This window comes from Streptomyces sp. NPDC059897, from assembly GCF_042730865.1.
Lineage (GTDB): Bacteria > Actinomycetota > Actinomycetes > Streptomycetales > Streptomycetaceae > Streptomyces.
The window spans coordinates 175,141-194,968 of record NZ_JBHWKQ010000009.1; the positions used below are offsets into that span (position 1 = coordinate 175,141).

Here is a 19,828-nt window from a genome sequence, read left to right on the forward strand (position 1 = left end):
ACCCCCGCACAACCCTGACAAGTCCGCCCGGGGCCACCGAGAGTGCGCCGTGCGAGGATCGGGGGGCACAAATGTCAACGGAAGGCAGATCGTGGCCGAGCAGCTGTACGCCACTCTCAGGACCAACCAGGGCGACATCGAGGTCCGGCTGCTGCCGAACCACACCCCCAAGACGGTCAAGAACTTCGTGGAGCTCGCCAAGGGCGAGCGTGAATGGACCAACCCGGAGACCGGGGAGAAGTCCAAGGCGCCCCTCTACGACGGCACGATCTTCCACCGCGTCATCGGCGGCTTCATGATCCAGGGCGGCGACCCGCTGAGCAACGGCACGGGCGGCCCCGGCTACCAGTTCGAGGACGAGTTCCACCCCGACCTGGCCTTCACCAAGCCGTACCTGCTCGCGATGGCCAACGCGGGACCCGGTACGAACGGCTCGCAGTTCTTCATCACCGTCCAGACCACCGACTGGCTGACCCGCAAGCACACCATCTTCGGCGAGGTCGTCGACGAAGCCAGCCAGAAGATCGTCGACGCCATCGCCGGCACGCGGACCAACCCGCGCACCGACCGGCCGGTCAACGACGTCGTGATCGAGACCGTCTCCGTAGAGACCCGGTAACCCCGCAGGGAACCTTTTCGCCCCGCTCGTCCGTCGCCTGTTCATAGGCACGGGGAGCGGGGCGGTGCGTTGCGCGGCCGCGCAACGACGACGAACGCACACCCGACCGCTCGACCACAGACCCGAGGGGACGACCGCCATGGACCAGGCGCCCGGCAGCCCACAGGAACCGAAGGACGCCCAGGACCTGCCCGGCTGCTACCGGCACCCGGACCGCCCGACCGGCATCAGCTGCACCCGCTGCGAGCGGCCCATCTGCCCCGAATGCATGGTCAGCGCCTCCGTCGGATTCCAGTGCCCGGAGTGCGTCCGCAACGGCTCGGGAACCGGACACGCACCCAACGCCAACCAGCCGAGGACCATGGCGGGCGGCACGATCACCTCCGACCCGCGGCTCGTCACGAAGGTGCTGCTCGGGATCTGTCTGGCCGTGTTCGCGGTGCAGATGACGGTCGGCGAGCGGTTCACCGAGCGCTTCGAGATGCTCGGCCTCGCCTGGGTACCCGACCTCGGCGGCCTCGAAGGCGTTGCAGAAGGCCAGTGGTACCGGCTGCTCACCGCGATGTTCCTGCACGGCTCCTACATCCACATCGCCTTCAACATGCTCAGCCTGTGGTGGATCGGCGGCCCCCTGGAAGCGGCCCTCGGCCGCGCCCGCTACATCGCGCTGTACCTCGTTTCCGGCCTCGCCGGCAGCGCACTGAGCTATCTGCTCGCCGCGCAGAACCAGCCCTCGCTCGGCGCCTCCGGTGCCATCTTCGGCCTGTTCGGTGCGACGGCGATCCTGATGCGGCGGCTCAACTACGATCTGCGGCCGGTCATCGCGCTGCTCGTGATCAACCTGATCTTCACGTTCAACCCGGCCTTCAACATCGCCTGGCAGGCCCACATCGGCGGCCTCGTCGGCGGACTGATCGTCGGCTACGCCATGGTCCACGCCCCGCGAGAGCGTCGCGCGCTCGTGCAGTACGGGGCCTGTGCGCTCGTTCTGCTCGCCGTGCTGGTCACCGTCGTCGTCAGGACCGCGCAGCTCACCTGAGACCGGTTGTCCACGGATGATGAGCAAGGTTGTCCACAGCGTGTGGCGGATCTTGTGCATCCTGTGGGGAACAGCTGTGCCCCTCGTCATCAACCTGGGTTTGACCAGGAGGGACAAGGGGCGAACAGGTGGTCGAGCGGGGTTGGGGTAGTCACACCGGCGTCAACGGGTGGGGGGTTATCCACAGATCATGCGACCTTTTCCACGGCTGTGGACAAACAATCGGAGTCTGTGGATAACTCAGTGGATAGCTCAGGGGAGAGCTGGTCCACGGTCGTGCCGGAGGGGCTGGTGCGGCTACTTCCACTGGGTGGAGACGCCGAAGCCGCCGGCGATGAAGCCGAAGCCCACGACGATGTTCCAGTTGCCGAGCGCCTTGATCGGCAGCGTGCCGTCGGCCACATAGAAAACGACGATCCAGACGAGCCCGATCAGGAACAGCGCCAGCATCACTGGTGCCACCCAGCCGCGGTTGGTCAGCTTGATATTGGCTGCCTGCTTCGACGCCGTCGGCGGCGTGTAGTCGGCCTTCTTGCGGATACGTGACTTCGGCACGAGGGTCTCTCCTGTCGATGCGCTGCGTGGCCGCGCAGAGTACGTGGGCTGGCTCCGGAGCAGCGTACAAGGGGAAGTTGTGGGGATTCCCCGTGCTCCTCCGGGCGTCCGTTAGCGTAGTGCTTCCGTGGCGTCGAAGGAGATAAGGGTACGTTGAGCAATTCCGCCGACTCTGCCAAGAGTTCCGCTCGTGGGCGCCTGCGGCCCGTGCGGTTGCTCACCGTCGGCGTTTTCGCGCTCGCCGGCCTCATCTTCTTCACCAGTTTCAATACGGCCAAGGGCACCAATATCCGGACGGACGGGTCCCTGCTGAAGCTCTCCGACCTCATCCAGGAGCGCAGCCGCAAGAACAAGGACCTGGAAGCGGTCAACAGTGGGGTCCGCGGCGACGTCGAGCGCCTCGCCGAGCGCGACAACGGGTCCACGGAGGCCGACGACGAGAAGCTGTCCGGTCTGGAGAAGGCGTCCGGGACGAAGAAGCTGAAGGGTGAGGCGATCTCCGTCACACTCGACGACGCCCCGCCGAACGCCGCCCCCAAGCTCCCCGGCTACCCCGACCCGCAGCCCAACGACCTGGTCATCCACCAGCAGGACCTGCAGGCGGTGGTGAACGCTCTGTGGCACGGCGGAGCGAAGGGCATCAAGGTCATGGACCAGCGCCTCATCTCGACGTCCGCCGTCCGCTGCGTCGGCAACACCCTGATCCTCCAGGGCCGCGTCTACTCGCCCCCGTACAAGATCACCGCGGTCGGGGACCCGGAGAAGCTGAAGCAGGCGGTCGCGGCCTCGCCGGAGATCCAGAACTACATGCTGTACGTCAACGCGTACGGGCTCGGCTGGAAAGTCGAGGACGACGGGCCGATGACTCTTCCCGGTTACTCGGGCACAGTGGATCTCCACTACGCGAAGCCCGTGAACTAGCCATGGAGTAGCCGCCGTACTGCCGTACTGGGGGGTCTGTGTCGGTACGTGTCGTCATCAGGACGTTCAGCGAACTCTGCATCACCGTCGGCGGCTTGATCGTGCTGTTCGTCGCGTACGTGCTGTTCTGGACCGGTGTGAAGGCCGACAGTGCGATGGGCGGTCAGATCGACGAGCTTCAGGACCAGTGGGCGAAGCGGCCGGTGGCCAGTGCGGCGCCGGGTGGCGGGACCAGTGCGGCGCCGCCGGAGCAGGGTCCGTACAAGGACGGCGAGCCGTTCGGCGTGATGTACATCCCGCGGCTCGGTTTCACGTGGAACAAGCCCGTGCTGCAGAACACGAAGGTCGACACCCTCAAGAAGGGGCTCGGGCACTACGCGAGTACGGCTCAGCTCGGGGAGAAGGGGAATTTCGCGGTCGCGGGGCATCGGCGTACCTACGGTGACCCGTTCAAGGACTTCCCGAAGCTGAGGCCGGGGGACCCGGTGGTGATCACCGATGGGACCACCTGGTTCACGTATGTCATCGACACCAAGCCGTACAAGACGCTGCCGAGCGATGTCGGTGTGATCGACCCGGTGCCGGCCAAGTCCGGTTACAAGGAGCCCGGGCGCTATCTCACACTGACGACGTGTGAGCCGGAGTGGGGTCACAGTCACCGGCTGATCGTCTGGGCGCATCTCGATGCCACTCAGCCTGTGGAGGCAGGCAAACCGAAAGCGCTGCGCCGTTAGTCTGGTGCCGTAATCGCAGAACGGTGGAAGGGGAGCCCGGCATGTACGGCTGGATCTGGCGGCATCTGCCGGGGAACACCTGGGTGAGGGCGGGGATCTCCGTCCTGCTCGTCCTGGCGGTCGTGTACGTCCTCTTCCAGTACATCTTCCCGTGGGCCGAGCCGCTGCTGCCCTTCAACGATGTGACGGTGAACGGCCAGTGAGCACCAGCAAGACCCGCATTCTCGTCGTCGACAATTACGACAGCTTCGTCTTCAACCTCGTTCAGTACCTGTATCAGCTGGGTGCCGAGTGCGAGGTGGTGCGCAACGACGAGGTGACGACCTCGCATGCGCAGGACGGTTTCGACGGTGTGCTGCTGAGCCCGGGTCCGGGTGCTCCGGAGCAGGCCGGTGTCTGCATCGAGATGGTGCGGCACTGTGCGGCGACGGGGGTGCCGGTGTTCGGTGTCTGCCTCGGGATGCAGTCGATGCAGGTGGCGTACGGGGGCGTCGTGGACCGCGCTCCGGAGCTGTTGCACGGCAAGACCTCGCTCGTCGGGCATGAGGGCAAGGGGGTCTTCGCGGGCCTTCCCGACCCGTTCACGGCCACCCGCTATCACTCGCTGGCGGCGGAGCCCGGCACCGTGCCGGAGGAGCTGGAGGTCACGGCGCGTACCGAGGACGGCATCATCATGGGGCTGCGGCATCGTGAACTGCCTGTCGAGGGTGTGCAGTTCCATCCCGAGTCGGTACTGACCGAGCACGGGCACTTGATGCTCGCCAATTGGCTTGTCGAGTGCGGGGACACGGGCGCTGTGGCCAGATCGGCGGGGCTCGCGCCGGTCGTGGGCAGGGCCTCGGCGTGACCGCGTTGCGCCCCGAGCAGGACGGTGAGGCCGGCGGGTTCGAGGACGCCGTGCGTCGCCTCGACGACCCGCTGAACGACCCGTTGCCGGGGCAGCACCCGTCGCCGTGGTTCCGGCCGTCGGGGGCGCAGGAGCAGGAGCAGGGGGCGCAGCCGGAGTCCCAGCAGGAGCGGCCGCGGGTGGAGGAATCGAAGCGCCGCATTGAGCCGGAGCCCGAGTGGTACGACCCGCAGGGGTATGCGCAGGACTGGTACGGCGGCGGGACACAGCAGCAGCGGGTTTCGGAGCCGGTGCCTGAGCCCGTCCACGCCCCCGTGCGGGAGGAGCCGGAGCCCGGGCCGGTGCGGGACGACGAGACCGTTGCCCTGCGCACCGCGGACACTCGGCGAATAGTCGAGACGCCGCCGGCGACTGGTGGCCGTGCCGCGCGTAGGAGGGCTGCCAAGCGGGGCGGTGGGCGGCACTCGGCGGCGACGGCCACGGAGCAGGAGCAGGGCTCGGAGACGGGAGCGGACGGGAAGCCGCTGTCCCGGGTCGAGGCGCGGGCCGCGGCGCGTGCGGCGAAGCCGGGTGCGGGGGTGATCGCGAGCCGGGCGGTCGGTGAAGTGTTCATCAGCATCGGGGTGTTGATGCTGTTGTTCGTCACCTATCAGCTGTGGTGGTCGAACATAAGGGCCCACGACATCGCCGGCAGTGCCCGGCACAGCCTCGAGGACGAGTGGGCCAACGGGGAGCGCAAGCCGGGCGCGTTCGAGCCGGGGCAGGGCTTCGCGATTCTCTACATTCCGAAGCTGGATGTCGTGGTGCCGATCGCGGAGGGCATCAGCAAGCCGCAGGTTCTCGACAAGGGCATGGTCGGGCACTACGACAAGGACAGCATTCCGACCGCGATGCCGGACGCGAAGCAGGGGAACTTCGCGGTGGCCGGGCACCGGAATACGCATGGAGAGCCGTTCCGGTTCATCAACCGTCTCGAACCGGGCGATCCGATCGTGGTCGAGACGCAGGACAAGTACTACGTGTACAAGATGGCGAGCATCCTTCCGCAGACGATGCCGTCGAACACGGCCGTGCTGAACCCGATCCCGGCGGACTCCGGATTCACCAAGCCGGGGCGGTACATCACTCTGACGACGTGCACTCCGGAATTCACCAGTACGTATCGAATGATCGTCTGGGGCAAGATGGTCGAGGAGCGTCCGCGGAGCAAGGGCAAGCCGGACGCGCTCGTCGAATAACCGGGGACCACCGGGCACCAGGCATCGGGCAGTACGGCGCACAGAGACGGGGCATGACGCAGTGGCAGCGACGACCGACCATGGGGAAGAAGCCGCACCGAAGGACCCCTCGCGCTCGCCCGCACCCCGGCGCGGCAAGATCGCGACGGCTGTCAGTGTCTTCGGTGAGCTGCTCATCACCGCGGGTGTGATCCTTGGTCTTTTCGTCGCCTATTCACTGTGGTGGACGAATGTCGTCGCGGATCGTGCGGCGGGCAAGCAGGGTGACAAGATCCGCGACCAGTGGAAGGGCAACGGCGGCCCCGGTGCTCTGGACACCAAGGACGGGATCGGCTTCCTGCACGTGCCCGCGATGAGCGGTGGTGAGGTGCTGGTCGAGAAGGGCACGGACGCCAAGATCCTCAACGACGGGGTCGCCGGCTACTACACGGATCCCGTGAAGGCGGCGCTGCCGACGAACGGGAAGGACGGCAACTTCTCGCTGGCGGCGCACCGGGACGGGCACGGCGCCAAGTTCCACAACATCGACAAGATCGAGAAGGGCGACCCGATCGTCTTCGAGACGAAGGACGACTGGTACGTCTACAAGGTCTACGACATCCTTCCGGAGACCTCGAAGTACAACGTGGACGTCCTCGACAAGGTCCCCGAGGAGTCGGGCAAGAAGAAGCCCGGGAAGTACATCACGCTGACGACGTGCACGCCGGTGTACACGTCCACGTACCGGTACGTGGTGTGGGGCGAGCTGGAGCGGGTCGACAAGGTGGACGCGGATCGGACGCCGCCGAAGGAACTGCGGGAGTGACAGGACGTCACTCCCGACAAGAGCTGGGCCCGAAGCCGCAACTTTCTCTTGCGGCTTCGGGCCCTTTGTCTTCTGCGGTGCCGGCGTTCGGCGCGTTCGGTGAGGTCACTTCAGGATGGTGAGGGGAGCTCCCGTGCTCCATTCCTCCAGCAGGCCTCGGGGTACGGCCGTGACGCCGGTCTCCGCGGCGATGTCGACTGCGTCTGTGGTGAAGCGGCATGTGGCCACGAAGAGGGAGATGTCGGAGACGCGAAGGACCTTGGCGCCGCCGAGGAACTTCTGCATGTCCGCGCTGGTGATCGAGAGGTAGGGGGCGAACCTCTTGCACTGGACGGCGACACGTCGGCCGTCAGGAGTGAGGGCGGTGATGTCGACGCCGCGGTCTCCGCGGCCGCCTCGGACGACGACATCGGTGCAGCCGTCGCGGCGGAGCAGGGCGGCGACGTGGTCCTCGAACTCCGAGCCGGTCATCGCGTCCATGGCCGCCATGGTGACGGTGTGGGTGCTGCTGGCCACGGGGATGCCTCCAGCCTCTGGAGCCGGGCCTGGTGGCGGCGCATTCGGTGTTCCACGTGCTGGATGCCTGCGCGGAGGTCGATCAGTTCGCGGCGGTGTTCGCCGGAGGTTTCGATCAGGGCGTTGAACATGGGGACGACGGTTTTGCCGAGGGTGTCGGCGATGCGCTGGTCGATGCGGGCGTCGAGTGTGTCGATGCCTGCCGCGTCCGGAGCGCTGACTGGTTGGGTGCGTGCCAGGTATTCCATGTCGAGGAGGTAGGCGCGGACCTGGCGGGCCACGTCGCTGTCGCGCAGGAGCATGGCGACGTTGAGGACGGCTCGGCGGGAGTAGAGAGTGAGGCTGGAACGAGGTTGTGGATAACTCGTTGGATAGCGTGACAGGGTGTCACGCTTGAATTGTTCCAGGTCAGAGCCCTGGAGGGTGACCATTCCGTTGATGGTCAGCTCCTGGTGGTGCCGACGCTTGAGCTGCCGGATTACGTCGGTGGTGACGCCGAAGTAGGCGGCGATCATCGCCGTCGTCACATGCATCCCGTCGGGCAGCAGCGACAGGGCCTTCACCTTGTCGAGAGTGTCCGTGCGTTCGAGCATGCTGTCACGGAAGGCCCTCGACTCGATCAGAGCCGTCTCGTTGATCATCACAAGTGTCCTTTCATCGCGAGGAGTTCGGATACTCCTCCGCACCTCGATCAACGAATCGGGACATATGAAGATACGGTCGACATTCGCAACCGTGTGTGGTTGTTCCTCCGGGTTGTCGTTCATGACGAACATGCCGAACGGCCGGAGCCCCGGCCCCCTCACGTGGAGGGGACCGGGGCTCCGGCCGTAAGCGGGTGGCGGGTGTCAGCCGCCGAGGTTGCCGCCGAAGATGCCGCCGTTGTCGTTGCCGCCGTTGCCGTTTCCGCCGCCGCCGACCGTGGTCAGGGTGACCGTGGTGTTGGCGGGGTCGGAGGCGGTGTTGGCCGCCGGGTCCTGGGTGATGACCCGGGCCTCGTCGCTCTGGTCGGCGCCGTCGGCGAACTGGACGTTCTTGAAGCCGGCGTCGTCGAGGATCTTCTTGGCGTCCTTGACGGTCTGGCCGACCACGTTCGGGACCGGGGTCTGCGCGCCTTCCTTGGCGACCTTCAGCGTGACGGTGGAGTCGGGCTCCGCCTGGCTGTTGGCCGGGAGGCTCTGGGCGAAGACCTTGCCGGGCTCGGCCGCGGTGCTCTCCTCCTCGGTGCAGGTCGCCTGGAGGTTGCTGTCCTGGAGCTGCTTGGTGGCCTCGTCGCAGGAGAGGTTGCCACCGGCCACGTTCGGGACGGTGACGAGTGCCTTCTTCTTGGCGACGGTCAGGGTGATCTCGGTGCCCTTCTCGACCTTGCCGCTCGAGGGGTCCTGCTTGGTGACCGTGCCGGGCGTCCGCTCGGACTCCTCGGTCTCCCGGTTGATGTTCTCGAAGCCCTTGTCCTTCAGCTCCGAGACGGCTTCGTCGTAGGACAGGCCCGTGACGTCCGGGATGGAGACCTTGGGGGCGCCCGTCGAGACGGACACCGTGACCGTGTCGTTCTTCTCGACGGTGGTGCCGGACTCCGGGGTCTGCGAGCAGATCTGGCCCTTGGGGTAGTCCTCGCAGGGGCCCGACTTGCTGGAGTCCAGCTTGAGGTCGCGGTTCTCGGCCATCTTCTCGGCCTCGCCGACCGTCTTGCCGACGAAGTTCGGGGCCTTGAACGACTCGTTGCCTACGCTGTCGCCGCCGAAGATCCACTTGCCGATCAGGACGGCGCCGACGAGCACCAGGATGCCCGCGAGGACGAGGAAGATCGTCGACGTGCGGTTCTTGCCCTGGCGGCGCCGGTCGGCCCGCTCGTCGTAGCCGAAGCCGCCGTCGTCCGGGTTGGTCGGCGGCAGCATCGACGTCTGGCCCGCGCCGTTCTGCGGGCGCAGCATCGCGGTCTGCTGGTCGTCGGGGTGGCCCCCGCCGTAGCCGACCGCGCCCATGGCGGCGGTGGCGGCGACGGGCTGGCCGTCGAGGCAGGCCTCGATGTCGGCGCGCATCTCGTCGGCCGACTGGTAGCGGTAGTCGGGGTCCTTGGTCAGCGCCTTGAGGACGATGGCGTCCATTTCGGGCGTGATCTCGGAGTCGAAGACCGACGGGGCCTGGGCCTCCTCGCGGACGTGCTGGTACGCGACGGCGACCGGGGAGTCGCCGACGAACGGCGGCCGTACGGTCAGCAGCTCGTACAGCAGGCAGCCGGTGGAGTACAGGTCGGAGCGTGCGTCGACCTGTTCGCCCTTGGCCTGCTCCGGGGAGAGGTACTGGGCGGTGCCGATGACGGCGGCGGTCTGCGTCATCGTCATGCCGGCGTCGCCCATGGCGCGGGCGATGCCGAAGTCCATGACCTTCACCTGGCCGGTGCGGGTCAGCATGACGTTGGCCGGTTTGATGTCGCGGTGCACGATGCCGGCGCGGTGCGAGTACTCGAGGGCCTGGAGGATGCCGACGGTCATCTCCATGGCGCGCTCCGGCAGCAGCTTGCGGCCGGAGTGCAGCAGCTCTCTGAGCGTGGATCCGTCGACGTACTCCATCACGATGTACGGGATGGAGATGTTGTCGACGTAGTCCTCGCCGGTGTCGTACACCGCCACGATCGCGGGATGGTTGAGCGAGGCGGCCGACTGGGCCTCCCGGCGGAACCGGGCCTGGAACGACGGGTCGCGCGCGAGGTCCACCCGCAGCGTCTTCACCGCCACGGTGCGGCCGAGCCGGGTGTCATGGGCGAGATAGACCTCCGCCATGCCACCACGGCCGAGCACCTGGCCCAGCTCGTACCGGCCGCCGAGGCGACGCGGCTCTTCCATTACCTACCAGCCCTCTCCGTCGGTCCCGACCGTCCCGTTCGGGTCGGGCGGTGTGCTGTCCGGGCCATACGGTACCCGGCCTGCCCAGCGTGACCTGGCCGCCACCGTGACCCGTGACAGGACCGGTATCGCCACGTGCATCTATGTGAACGACGGGTGACCGTGCTCACAAGGCGTGGTGAAACCGGGTTCCCTCGGCTCACTTCTTGCTGTCCACGACCGCCTTCATCACGTCTCGCGCGATCGGGGCGGCGAGGCCGCCGCCGGAGATGTCGTCGCGGTTGGCGCTGCCGTCCTCGACCACCACGGCCACGGCCACCGGCGAACCGGAGTCGGTCTTGGCGTAGGAGACGAACCAGGCGTAAGGCTTCTCACTGTTGTCGACGCCGTGCTGGGCGGTACCCGTCTTGCCACCGACGGTGACGCCGGGGATCTTGGCGTTGGCGCCGGTGCCGTCGTTGACGACCGTCTCCATCATCGACTGGAGATTCTGCGCGTTCTCCTCGGAGAGCGGCTGGCTCATCTCCTTGGGGTCCGTCTTCTCGATGGTGTCGAGGTTCGGGGCCTTCAGCTCGTCCACCATGTACGGCTCCATGAGCTTGCCGTCGTTGGCGACCGCGGAGGCGACCATCGCCATCTGCAGCGGGGTCGTGGCGGTGTTGAACTGGCCGATCGAGGAGAGCGCGGTCTCCGACTTGTTCATGTCGTCGTCGAAGTTCGAGGCGTTCGAACGGACGGGGATGAACTGCTCCTTGTTGAAGCCGAACTTGTCGGCCTGCTCACGCATCGCGTCGACGCCGAGGTCCGAGCCGATCTTGCCGAAGACGGTGTTGCAGGAGACCCGCAGGGCGTCCCGCAGCGTCGCGTTCTCGCACGGGATGTTGCCCTCGTTCTTCAACGGGGTCGTGGTTCCCGGCATGATCCACGGCAGCGGGGTGTCGGTCTTCTGGTCCGGCTGGTACTTGCCGCTCTCCAGCGCGGCCGCGGCCGTCACCAGCTTGAACGTCGAACCCGGCGGGTACGTCTCGCGCAGCGCGCGGTTCAGGAGCGGCTTGTCCTTGTCCTTGTCGAGCTGCGAGAACGTCTTGCCGTCCTCGGTGGAGTTCCCGGCGAAGGACGAGGGGTCGTACGACGGGGTGGAGGCGAGCGCGAGGATCTTGCCGGTGGACGGCTCGATGGCGGCGACGGCGCCCTTGCCGCGGTTCTTCAGGCCGTCGTAGGCGGCCTTCTGGGCCGCGCCGTTGAGGGTGGTGACGACGTTGCCGCCCTCCTTCTGCTTGCCCGTGATCATGTCGAGGGTGTTGCGGAAGAAGAGGCGGTCGTCGTTGCCGCTGAGGATGCCGTCCTCGAGGTTCTCGATCTGGCTGGCGCCGACGACCTGCGAGGCGTAGCCGGTGACGGGCGACCACATGGGCCCGTCCTTCCAGGTGCGCTTGTACTTCAGGTCGGTGCCGGTGGTCGCCTTGGAGCCGGTGATGGACTTGCCGTCGACGATGATGTCGCCGCGCGGCGTGGAGTACCGCTCGATGGCGACGCGGCGGTTCTCCTTGTCGGAGGCGAGCGAGTCGGCCTTCACGTACTGGAGCCAGTTGTCGCGGATCAGGAGGCCCAGGATCAACAGGCCGCAGAAGATCGCGATGCGGCGCAGGGGCTTGTTCACGGTCGGACCACCTGGGTCATCTCGGCGTCGGGACTTGGCGTCGGGCTCGGGGCGGGCCGCCGCGCGGTGTCGCTGATCCGGATCAGGATGCCGATGAGCGCCCAGTTCGCGATGACGGAGGAACCGCCGTACGCGAGGAAGGGCATCGTCATACCGGTCAGCGGGATGAGGCCCATGACACCGCCCGCGACGACGAAGACCTGGAGCGCGAAGGCGCCGGACAGGCCGACGGCGAGCAGCTTGCCGAAGGGGTCGCGGGCCGCGAGCGCGGTGCGTACGCCGCGTTCCACGATCAGTGCGTAGATGAGCAGGAGGGCCATCAGGCCTGCCAGGCCCAGTTCCTCGCCGAAGGTGGCGAGGATGAAGTCGGAGTTCGCGGCGAAGCGGATCAGCTCGGAGTGGCCCTGGCCCCAGCCGGTGCCGAGGGTGCCGCCGGAGCCGAAGGCCCACAGTGCCTGCATCGCCTGCTCGGAGTGGCCGGGCACGCCCTGCCGGCTGAGCATGTACTCCTTCATCGGGTCGAGCCAGGCGTCGACGCGCTGCTGGATGTGCGGTTCGAACGTGGCGACGCCGACGGCGCCGACCGCGGACATCATCAGACCGAAGACGATCCAGCTGGTCCGCTCGGTGGCGACGTACAGCATGATGACGAACATTCCGAAGAACAGCAGCGACGTGCCGAGGTCGGTCTCGAAGACCAGGATGAGGATCGAGATTCCCCAGACGACGAGGATCGGTCCGAGGTCGCGGCCGCGCGGCAGGTACAGGCCCATGAAGCGGCGCGAGGCGAGTGCCAGGGCGTCGCGCTTCACCATCAGGTAGCCGGCGAAGAAGATCGCGAGAACGATCTTCGCGAACTCGCCGGGCTGGATGGAGAAGCCGCCGATGTTGATCCAGATGCGTGCGCCGAAGATGTTCTGGCCGAGGCCGGGAACGAGCGGGAGCAGCAGCAGGACGACGGCGCCGAGCATGGAGATGTAGGTGTAGCGCTGCAGGACGCGGTGGTCCTTGAGGAAGAACAGGACCACGATGAAGAGCGCGATGCCCATGGCCGTGTACATCAGCTGCTTGGGTGCGGCGCTGCCCGCCTGGTCGATCGACTGGAGCAGCTTCGACTGGTCGAGCCGCCAGATGACCACCAGGCCCAGCCCGTTGAGCAGCGTGGCCAGCGGCAGCATCAGGGGGTCCGAGTACGCCGCGAACTTCCGTACGACGATGTGGGCGACGCCCGCGAGCAGGCCGAGGCCGAGCCCGTAGCCGAGCAGGCCCGCGGGGACCTCGCCGTCGATGGCGAGGCCGACATTGGCGTACGCGAACACCGGGATGATCACGGCGAACACGAGCAGTGCCAGCTCGGTGTTGCGCCGGCTGGGTGCTCCGATCGCTCCAATGGTCGACGTATGGGTCGTGGAGTTACTACTCATGGCGTGCTGAGGCCCCCAACGGCTTCTACTGCTGTGCGCACGCCTTGGCCAGCTGCTGCTCTTCCTCGGAAAGAGTGGGGCCAGGGGTGGGCGTGGGAGAGGTCTTGGACTTGCCGGACGAGGACGGGTTCGGCGTGGGTGTGGCGGGTTCCGAGCGGTACGAGGCCTTGGACGCCGTACCTCCTGTGGTGGTTCCGCCTGCTTCGCCCTCGCCGGTCTTCGCGTTCTTCTCGTTCTCGGCCTTGTCCCGTGCGGCCTGCTTCTCGCATGCGGTGGCCTGCGCGGACAGTTCCTGGATCTTGTCCTGGGCGGCTGCCAGGTCGCCTTCGGCGATGGTCGCGTCGACCTGCTTGCGCTGGTAGGGCGGCAGGTACTGGAGCTGGATCTCCGGGTGGTCCTTGTCCACCTTGGACAGGCTCACCCAGGCGAGGTCCTGGCTGATGCCGCGGTACAGCGCCACGTGCTCTTCGTTGGTGCCGACGTAGTACTGCGTCTGCGTCCAGCGGTAGCCGCCGTAGAGGCCGCCGCCGATGACGGCCAGCGCGAGGACCGTGTAGAGGGATCTCTTGAGCCACCTGCGGCGCGGCCGCGGCTTCACGAAGTCCTCGTCGGAGTAGGAGAAGCCGTCCACGGGGCCGCTGTCGGGCGGGCCGAACTCGCCGCCACCGCCGGCGGATCCGCCGTGGGCCTGGCGGCCGAGTCCGGCGGCGCGGCCCGCGGGCGTCTCCATCGCGTTGCCCTCGTGCAGCGCCTGCTGGTTCTCGGCGACCGCGCCGACGATCACGGGCGCGTCCGAGAGGTGGCCGGCGAGGGTGTCCCCGCTGTCGATGTCGAGGACGTCCGCGACGATCACGGTGATGTTGTCGGGGCCGCCGCCGCGCAGTGCCAGCTGGATCAGGTCCTGGACGGTCTCCTGCGGGCCCTGGTAGCTGGCGAGGGTCTCCTCCATCGTCTGGTGGGAGACGACGCCGGACAGGCCGTCGGAGCAGATCAGGTACCGGTCGCCGGCCCGGACCTCGCGGATGGAGAGGTCGGGTTCGACGTGGTCGCCGCTGCCGAGCGCGCGCATGAGGAGCGAGCGCTGCGGGTGCGTGGTGGCTTCCTCTTCGGTGATGCGGCCCTCGTCGACGAGGCGCTGCACCCACGTGTGGTCCTGGGTGATCTGCGTGAGGACGCCGTCGCGCAGCAGGTAGGCGCGCGAGTCTCCGACGTGTACGAGGCCGAGTCGCTGGCCCGTCCACAGCAGTGCGGTCAGGGTGGTCCCCATGCCTTCGAGCTGGGGGTCCTCCTCGACCATCATCCGGAGCTGGTCGTTGGCCCGCTGCACGGCGGTGCCGAGCGAGGTCAGGATGTCGGAGCCGGGCACGTCGTCGTCGAGGGCGACGATGGTGGAGATCACCTCGGACGAGGCGACCTCACCTGCGGCCTGGCCGCCCATGCCGTCGGCGATCGCGAGCAGCCGGGGGCCGGCGTAGCCGGAGTCCTCGTTGCCCTCGCGGATCATGCCTTTGTGTGATCCGGCGGCGAAGCGCAGTGACAGACTCATGCGCACCTGCCCAGCTGGCTCAGACTCCGGGTACAGCCGGTCGTGTCGAACCACACTGCCCACCCTCCGGTCGGGAGCGCGCCGGTGTCCGGGCCGGCAAGGCCCCGGACGTCCGCGTCGGCCCGCTCGCTCCGCTCGCGCTCATTCATGACGTAGCACTACTTCCGCAGCTCGATGACGGTCTTGCCGATGCGGATCGGCGCGCCCAGCGGGATGGGCTGGGGCGTCGTGAGGCGGGTCCGGTCGAGATACGTGCCGTTGGTGGACCCGAGGTCCTCGACGATCCACTGGCCGTCCCGGTCCGGGTAGATCCTGGCATGACGGCTCGACGCGTAGTCGTCGTCGAGCACGATCGTGCTGTCGTGCGCACGGCCGAGCGTGATCGTCTGCCCCTGGAGCGCCACCGTGGTTCCGGTGAGCGTGCCTTCGGAGACGACCAGCTTGCTGGGGGCGCCGCGGCGCTGGCGGCCACCGCCCCCTTGCTGCTGTTGCCGCTGCTGCGGAGGCGCGGCGGCCTGTCGTGCGGCCTGCTGCGAGCGCCCGCTCTCACGGCGCGAGCCGCGTGCGGTGACGCGCGTACCGAACAGGTCGCTGCGGATGACCTGGACGGCCACGATCACGAACAGCCACAGAACGGCCAGGAAACCCAGCCGCATGACCGTCAGGGTCAGCTCTGACATTGCCCCCGCTTCACCCTTCGGCTTGCCGGTAAACGATGGTGGTTTGGCCCACGACGATCCGCGAGCCGTCGCGGAGCGTAGCGCGGGTGGTGTGCTGCCCGTCCACCACGATGCCGTTGGTGGATCCGAGATCCTGGATCGTCGAGGGCGTTCCGGTCCGGATCTCGCAGTGCCGGCGCGATACGCCGGGGTCGTCGATCCGCACGTCGGCCTCGGTGGACCGGCCGAGCACGAGGGTGGCGCGGGAGATCTGGTGGCGTGTGCCATTGATCTCGATCCAGTGGCGCACGCGGGCGCCGGGCAGCGGGCCCGCGTCGGGCTGCTGTCCTTGTGCCGCGGGTGCCGCTTGCGGGGCCTGCGCCGGGCGGCCCGGCGGCGGCGCCGAGGGCATCGGCGGGGCCGCGGTGGGCTGCGGGTATCCGTAGCCTCCGGGCGCCTGGTTCGGCCGGGCGGCCGGGGTGGGGCGCTGCTGCTGGGGCCTGTCCTGGCTGGTGGACGACGCGAGGGTGCGGCTGCGTACCCGGTACAGACCCGTGTCCAGGTCGTCCGCCTTCTCCAGGTGCACCTTGATGGGGCCCATGAAGCTGTAGCGCTGCTGCTTCGCGTAGTCGCGCACCATGCCGGACAGCTCGTCACCGAGCTGGCCCGAGTAGGGGCTCAGCCGCTCGTAGTCGGGCGCGCTGAGCTCCACGATGAAGTCGTTGGGGACGACGGTCCGGTCCCGGTTCCAGATCGTGGCGTTGTTGTCGCACTCGCGCTGGAGCGCGCCCGCGATCTCGACGGGCTGCACCTCGGACTTGAAGACCTTGGCGAAGGTGCCGTTGACCAGCCCCTCCAGGCGCTGTTCAAACTTCTTCAGGACTCCCATGGGGCACCTCCTCCTTCTTTGCCGTCCTGCCTACTTGGTACTGCTTACTGATCGTATCCACGCGTCGGGAAATCGGCTGGTTCCCCCTGTCCGCCTGCTCGATGAGTGTCGACGCTCACAGCCCCTCAACCGGGCCCCTTGTCTGGGGATCGTAGAGGTGGCCTCCAGACAGTGTCCCGTACGCGGCTGTGGGCCGTGGGCGATCCAGGCCTCGGGTGCCCTGCGATGGCCCGCGGGAACGGGTGTGAATCCACCCTCCGCAGCGTGCTAATGTTTTGTTCGTCGGAAGGCACAGGGCCCGCAAGGGCACAGGGTTCGGAAGACACACTCGATTGCGCGAGTGGCGGAACGGCAGACGCGCTGGCTTCAGGTGCCAGTGTCCTTCGGGACGTGGGGGTTCAAATCCCCCCTCGCGCACAGCGAAAAGCCCCGCAGATCCTCGGATCTGCGGGGCTTTTGCGTTGCCTGTCGGCAGGCGGGTGCCGGAAGGCGGGTGCGCAAACCCACAGGGCCCCGCGGCCGACCGGTCGCGGGGCCCTGTGGGTTATGTCACGCCACTACGCGCGCGTGCTCGCGTGCTCGCGTGCTCAGGCGGCGAAGCGGGCGGCGAGTGCCTTGCCCTTCTCCTCGGCGTCCGCGAGGGCCTTGTCGCGGGAGGCCTCGAAGAGCGGGACGAGCTCGGCCATCGCCGGGTTCTGCGGGGCCATGGTCAGCTCCGGGACGATGAAGTCCAGGTCGAGGCCGAGGCCGTCGCGCAGGGCCGCGCCCAGGAAGTTCTGCACGTACTCGAAGCCCTCGCGCGGGGTGCCCGGCGCGTAGGAGCCGCCGCGGCTGGCGACGACGGTGACCGGGGTGCCCTTGGCGGACTGGGTCTCGGGGCCCGAGGTGCGGCCCATGAGGATCACGTTGTCCAGCCACGCCTTCAGCGTGGAGGGGATCGAGAAGTTGTACATGGGGGCGCCGATGAGGATGGCGTCCGCCTGCTCCAGCTCCTCGATGAGCTTGACGCGCTCGGCGAAGACGGCGGCCTGCTCCGGCGTGTGGGCGTCGGCGGGCACGAAGCCGGCCAGGTGGGCGTCGGCGGTGATGTGCGGCACCGGGCTCGCGGCCAGGTCGCGGTAGACGACGGTGCCCTCGGGGTGCTGCTCCTGCCAGGCCTTGCGGAAGGCGTCCGTGACGGCGCGGGACGCGGAGGCCTGGCCGTCGAAGACGGAGGAGTCGATGTGGAGGAGGGTGGCCATGGTTCTCTCCCGTGAGGGTTGAGTGCGCTCCGCGAGGATGGGGGCGCGGTAATTGAGTATGTAACTAGTAATAGCACAGCGGCTTACTTTTTTTCATCCCCATACGAGAACGCAGTACGCTGGAGGCATGGTGGGCAGCGGGGAAGACATGAGCGAGGCGTGCGCGGGAGGCGCCGTGACCCACGAACCCCAAAGGTGTTCGACGGTCGACATCGGCATGACGCGCGTCTTCGGACTGCTGGGCAAGCGCTGGACAGGGCTGATCGTGTCCGTCCTGATGAGTGGCCCGAGACACTTCGCGGATCTGCGCCGGGCCATCCCCGGCATCAGCGAGCGCATGCTCTCCGACCGGCTGACCGAGCTCGGTGGGGCCGGCCTCGTCGTGCGGCAGGTCGACGAGGGGCCGCCGCTGCGGGTCTCCTACCGGCTGTCGGCGGCGGGTGCCGCGCTGCAGCCCGCGCTGCGGGAGCTGGGGGACTGGGCCGGGAAGTATCTGGGGGCCGAGGGCGGGACGTGCCCAGAGGAGTTCCGTAAATAGAGGGGTTCCGTAGATGGAGGAGTTCCGTAAAGAGGGGTGTGCTCGGGCCTGCCTGGACCTGCCTGGACCTGCCTGGGCCTGGTGGGGCTGGAGACAGCGGGCCCGCGGAGTGAGCGAGTTGTGCACGTGCTGAGGGTTTTCCACAGGCCCTGACGGGTTTTCCGGACCGGCGGTACGGTCGTGACCGATTGCACGCGACGTGCGGGGACGGCCCCGTGCGTGACATTCGTACGGGGCGGGGGAGGCGGTCGGTCGTGGGCGGATCGGATCACGTGGCGGTGCCGCGGCAGAGCGGGGCGGCGGAGGCCGAGAAGGCCGGGGCGCGGCGGTTGCCGCGGGTGCCGGGGTTCGCGGCGGTCGCCGGGGAGTCGGGCGGCTCGCCCAAGGCGGAGGGCAAGGCGCTGCGCGGGAAGGTGCCGCGCAGCACGCACCGGGACTTCTCGGTGGACCCGGACCGGCCGGACGGGCCCGCCGCCGTCGCGGAGTCGAGCCGGGGCAGGATCCCCGAGCTCACACCGATACGGGTGGGCCGCATGGCCGCCACCCCCTTCGCGTTCCTGCGCGGCTCCGCGGGGCTGATGGCGTACGACCTCGCGCGCACACCCGTGACCGGGATCGGCGCCCAGATCTGCGGTGACGCGCACGCGGCCAACTTCGGCCTGTACGCGGACGCGCGCGGCGGCCTCGTCATGGACCTCAACGACTTCGACGAGACGGTGCACGGCCCCTGGGAATGGGACCTGAAGCGGCTCGCCACGTCCCTCGTGCTCGCGGGCCGGGAGGCGGGGGCCGACGAGGACACCTGCGAGGAAGCGGCGCACGACGCCGTCGGCGCCTACCGGCGCACCATGCGGCTCCTCGCCAAGCTGCCCACCCTGGAGGCGTGGAACGCGATCGCCGACGAGGAGCTCGTCTCCCACGCGAACGCCCGCGACCTCCTCGGCACCCTGGAGCGGGTCTCCGAGAAGGCCAGCAGGAACACCAGCGGACGGTTCGCCGCCAAGTCCACGGTCGCCGTCGAAGGCGGCGGACGTCGGTTCGTGGACGCGCCGCCGGTGCTGCGCTCGGTGCCCGACGGGGAGGCCGCGGCCGTCGCGAGCGCGCTGGGCCCCTACCTGGACACCCTGTCCACGGACCGGCTGCCGCTGCTGGGGCGGTACGCGATCCATGACGTGGCGTTCCGTGTCGTCGGCACGGGCAGCGTCGGCACCCGCTCCTACGTGGTGCTGCTCCTCGACCACCGGGGCGAGCCGCTCGTGCTCCAGGTGAAGGAGGCGCGGGCCTCGGTGCTGCTCCCGCATCTGCCGGTGGCCGGGTTCGCGGCGGAGCCCGTCGGGCACGAGGGCCGGCGGGTGGTGCTCGGGCAGAAGCGCATGCAGGTCGTCAGCGACATCCTGCTCGGCTGGACCACGGTCGACGAACGGCCTTTCCAGGTGCGGCAGTTCAGGAACCGCAAGGGCAGCGTCGACCCGGCCGCCCTCGCCGCCGACCAGATGGACGACTACGCCCGGATGACCGGCGCCCTGCTCGCCCGCGCCCACGCGCACAGCGCGGACCCGCTGCTCGTCGCCGGGTACTGCGGCAAGAACGAGGAGCTGGACGAGGCGGTGGCCGCGTTCGCCGTCGCCTACGCCGACCGGACCGAGGCGGACCACGGGGAGCTGGTGCGGGCCGTGCGCGAGGGGCGGGTGGCGGCCGAGGCGGGCGTCTGAGGAGCGGGCCGCCGCGGCCGTTCCGGCACGGTCAACACC

General features: G+C 68.3%; 20 protein-coding genes and 1 tRNA gene. 11 read left to right on the forward strand and 10 right to left on the reverse strand.

The annotated features are described in order from the left end of the window. The first annotated feature begins 91 nt into the window (after window positions 1–91). Together ACFV9W_RS13230 and ACFV9W_RS13235 are read left to right on the forward strand one after the other, a co-directional pair. Window positions 92–619: a peptidylprolyl isomerase gene (locus tag ACFV9W_RS13230; RefSeq protein WP_385759104.1), complete on the forward strand. Its 528-nt coding sequence runs from the start codon at window positions 92–94 to the stop codon at window positions 617–619. 139 nt (window positions 620–758) lie between these two features. Then, complete coding sequence (locus ACFV9W_RS13235; RefSeq protein WP_385759107.1) at window positions 759–1,658, forward strand: rhomboid family intramembrane serine protease; 900 nt, start codon at window positions 759–761, stop codon at window positions 1,656–1,658. 297 nt (window positions 1,659–1,955) lie between these two features. Here the strand turns inward: ACFV9W_RS13235 and crgA are convergent, their stop codons facing one another. Continuing rightward, window positions 1,956–2,213 (reverse strand): cell division protein CrgA, encoded by a 258-nt coding sequence (gene crgA, locus ACFV9W_RS13240; protein ID WP_385759110.1) that lies wholly within the window; start codon window positions 2,211–2,213, stop codon window positions 1,956–1,958. A 153-nt stretch (window positions 2,214–2,366) separates the two neighbouring features. Here crgA and ACFV9W_RS13245 point away from each other — a divergent pair, with 153 nt between their 5' ends. The 6 genes from ACFV9W_RS13245 to ACFV9W_RS13270 all read left to right on the forward strand — a co-directional run bounded on the left by ACFV9W_RS13245 (window position 2,367) and on the right by ACFV9W_RS13270 (window position 6,758). Next, window positions 2,367–3,134, forward strand: coding sequence for a DUF881 domain-containing protein (locus ACFV9W_RS13245; protein ID WP_385759113.1), 768 nt, complete (start codon window positions 2,367–2,369; stop codon window positions 3,132–3,134). Between the two features lie 38 nt (window positions 3,135–3,172). Further along, complete coding sequence (locus tag ACFV9W_RS13250; protein ID WP_385759116.1) at window positions 3,173–3,868, forward strand: class E sortase; 696 nt, start codon at window positions 3,173–3,175, stop codon at window positions 3,866–3,868. A gap of 41 nt (window positions 3,869–3,909) precedes the next feature. After that, complete coding sequence (locus tag ACFV9W_RS13255; protein WP_385759119.1) at window positions 3,910–4,071, forward strand: hypothetical protein; 162 nt, start codon at window positions 3,910–3,912, stop codon at window positions 4,069–4,071. Next, window positions 4,068–4,715, forward strand: coding sequence for an aminodeoxychorismate/anthranilate synthase component II (locus ACFV9W_RS13260; RefSeq protein WP_385759122.1), 648 nt, complete (start codon window positions 4,068–4,070; stop codon window positions 4,713–4,715). Before ACFV9W_RS13255 ends, ACFV9W_RS13260 begins: the two co-directional genes overlap by 4 nt. Then, a complete protein-coding gene (locus tag ACFV9W_RS13265) occupies window positions 4,712–5,953 on the forward strand; it encodes a class E sortase (protein ID WP_385759125.1) in 1,242 nt (413 codons plus the stop codon). The genes ACFV9W_RS13260 and ACFV9W_RS13265 overlap by 4 nt, the downstream gene beginning before the upstream one ends. A gap of 61 nt (window positions 5,954–6,014) precedes the next feature. Next, window positions 6,015–6,758: a class E sortase gene (locus ACFV9W_RS13270; RefSeq protein ID WP_385759128.1), complete on the forward strand. Its 744-nt coding sequence runs from the start codon at window positions 6,015–6,017 to the stop codon at window positions 6,756–6,758. A 105-nt stretch (window positions 6,759–6,863) separates the two neighbouring features. On the opposite strand, the gene ACFV9W_RS13275 is transcribed toward ACFV9W_RS13270, so the two are convergent. The 8 genes from ACFV9W_RS13275 to ACFV9W_RS13310 all read right to left on the reverse strand — a co-directional run bounded on the left by ACFV9W_RS13275 (window position 6,864) and on the right by ACFV9W_RS13310 (window position 16,298). Then, on the reverse strand, window positions 6,864–7,274 hold the full coding sequence (locus ACFV9W_RS13275; protein ID WP_385759131.1) for a restriction endonuclease: 411 nt from the start codon (window positions 7,272–7,274) through the stop codon (window positions 6,864–6,866). Further along, a complete protein-coding gene (locus ACFV9W_RS13280; protein WP_385759134.1) occupies window positions 7,226–7,915 on the reverse strand; it encodes a restriction endonuclease in 690 nt (229 codons plus the stop codon). The genes ACFV9W_RS13275 and ACFV9W_RS13280 overlap by 49 nt, the downstream gene beginning before the upstream one ends. Before the next feature lie 207 nt (window positions 7,916–8,122). After that, a complete protein-coding gene (gene pknB, locus ACFV9W_RS13285; RefSeq protein WP_385759137.1) occupies window positions 8,123–10,120 on the reverse strand; it encodes a Stk1 family PASTA domain-containing Ser/Thr kinase in 1,998 nt (665 codons plus the stop codon). Window positions 10,121–10,319: 199 nt separating this feature from the next. Continuing rightward, entirely contained in the window at window positions 10,320–11,780 is a 1,461-nt protein-coding gene (locus ACFV9W_RS13290; protein ID WP_385759140.1) for a peptidoglycan D,D-transpeptidase FtsI family protein, read from the reverse strand. Beyond that, on the reverse strand, window positions 11,777–13,204 hold the full coding sequence (locus ACFV9W_RS13295; protein ID WP_385759143.1) for an FtsW/RodA/SpoVE family cell cycle protein: 1,428 nt from the start codon (window positions 13,202–13,204) through the stop codon (window positions 11,777–11,779). Before ACFV9W_RS13295 ends, ACFV9W_RS13290 begins: the two co-directional genes overlap by 4 nt. Before the next feature lie 25 nt (window positions 13,205–13,229). Beyond that, window positions 13,230–14,750 carry a Stp1/IreP family PP2C-type Ser/Thr phosphatase gene (locus ACFV9W_RS13300; RefSeq protein ID WP_385759146.1) on the reverse strand — a complete coding sequence of 507 codons (1,521 nt, stop codon included), beginning with the start codon at window positions 14,748–14,750 and terminating at the stop codon, window positions 13,230–13,232. A gap of 158 nt (window positions 14,751–14,908) precedes the next feature. Further along, a complete protein-coding gene (locus ACFV9W_RS13305; RefSeq protein ID WP_385759148.1) occupies window positions 14,909–15,430 on the reverse strand; it encodes an FHA domain-containing protein in 522 nt (173 codons plus the stop codon). 10 nt (window positions 15,431–15,440) lie between these two features. Beyond that, on the reverse strand, window positions 15,441–16,298 hold the full coding sequence (locus ACFV9W_RS13310) for an FhaA domain-containing protein (protein ID WP_385759151.1): 858 nt from the start codon (window positions 16,296–16,298) through the stop codon (window positions 15,441–15,443). A gap of 334 nt (window positions 16,299–16,632) precedes the next feature. Here ACFV9W_RS13310 and ACFV9W_RS13315 point away from each other — a divergent pair. Continuing rightward, window positions 16,633–16,715 (forward strand) — tRNA-Leu (locus tag ACFV9W_RS13315). A gap of 170 nt (window positions 16,716–16,885) precedes the next feature. Here the strand turns inward: ACFV9W_RS13315 and ACFV9W_RS13320 are convergent. After that, complete coding sequence (locus ACFV9W_RS13320; RefSeq protein ID WP_385759154.1) at window positions 16,886–17,539, reverse strand: FMN-dependent NADH-azoreductase; 654 nt, start codon at window positions 17,537–17,539, stop codon at window positions 16,886–16,888. A 148-nt stretch (window positions 17,540–17,687) separates the two neighbouring features. Here ACFV9W_RS13320 and ACFV9W_RS13325 point away from each other — a divergent pair, with 148 nt between their 5' ends. Continuing rightward, the gene (locus tag ACFV9W_RS13325) at window positions 17,688–18,077 is read left to right on the forward strand and encodes a winged helix-turn-helix transcriptional regulator (RefSeq protein ID WP_385759292.1); all 390 of its coding nucleotides are present in this window, start codon (window positions 17,688–17,690) and stop codon (window positions 18,075–18,077) included. 272 nt (window positions 18,078–18,349) lie between these two features. Then, a complete protein-coding gene (locus ACFV9W_RS13330; RefSeq protein WP_385759294.1) occupies window positions 18,350–19,789 on the forward strand; it encodes a DUF2252 domain-containing protein in 1,440 nt (479 codons plus the stop codon). Window positions 19,790–19,828: the final 39 nt, after the last annotated feature.

Bases quoted from the DNA above. Each gene is read 5' to 3' on its own strand.
- ACFV9W_RS13235 (WP_385759107.1), top strand. From the start codon at position 759: ATGGACCAGGCGCCCGGCAGCCCACAGGAACCGAAGGACGCCCAGGAC.
- ACFV9W_RS13255 (WP_385759119.1), top strand. From the start codon at position 3,910: ATGTACGGCTGGATCTGGCGGCATCTGCCGGGGAACACCTGGGTGAGG.
- ACFV9W_RS13280 (WP_385759134.1), bottom strand. From the start codon at position 7,915: ATGATCAACGAGACGGCTCTGATCGAGTCGAGGGCCTTCCGTGACAGC.
- pknB (WP_385759137.1), bottom strand. From the start codon at position 10,120: ATGGAAGAGCCGCGTCGCCTCGGCGGCCGGTACGAGCTGGGCCAGGTG.
- ACFV9W_RS13295 (WP_385759143.1), bottom strand. From the start codon at position 13,204: ATGAGTAGTAACTCCACGACCCATACGTCGACCATTGGAGCGATCGGA.
- ACFV9W_RS13300 (WP_385759146.1), bottom strand. From the start codon at position 14,750: ATGAGTCTGTCACTGCGCTTCGCCGCCGGATCACACAAAGGCATGATC.
- ACFV9W_RS13305 (WP_385759148.1), bottom strand. From the start codon at position 15,430: ATGTCAGAGCTGACCCTGACGGTCATGCGGCTGGGTTTCCTGGCCGTT.
- ACFV9W_RS13310 (WP_385759151.1), bottom strand. From the start codon at position 16,298: ATGGGAGTCCTGAAGAAGTTTGAACAGCGCCTGGAGGGGCTGGTCAAC.
- ACFV9W_RS13320 (WP_385759154.1), bottom strand. From the start codon at position 17,539: ATGGCCACCCTCCTCCACATCGACTCCTCCGTCTTCGACGGCCAGGCC.
- ACFV9W_RS13325 (WP_385759292.1), top strand. From the start codon at position 17,688: ATGAGCGAGGCGTGCGCGGGAGGCGCCGTGACCCACGAACCCCAAAGG.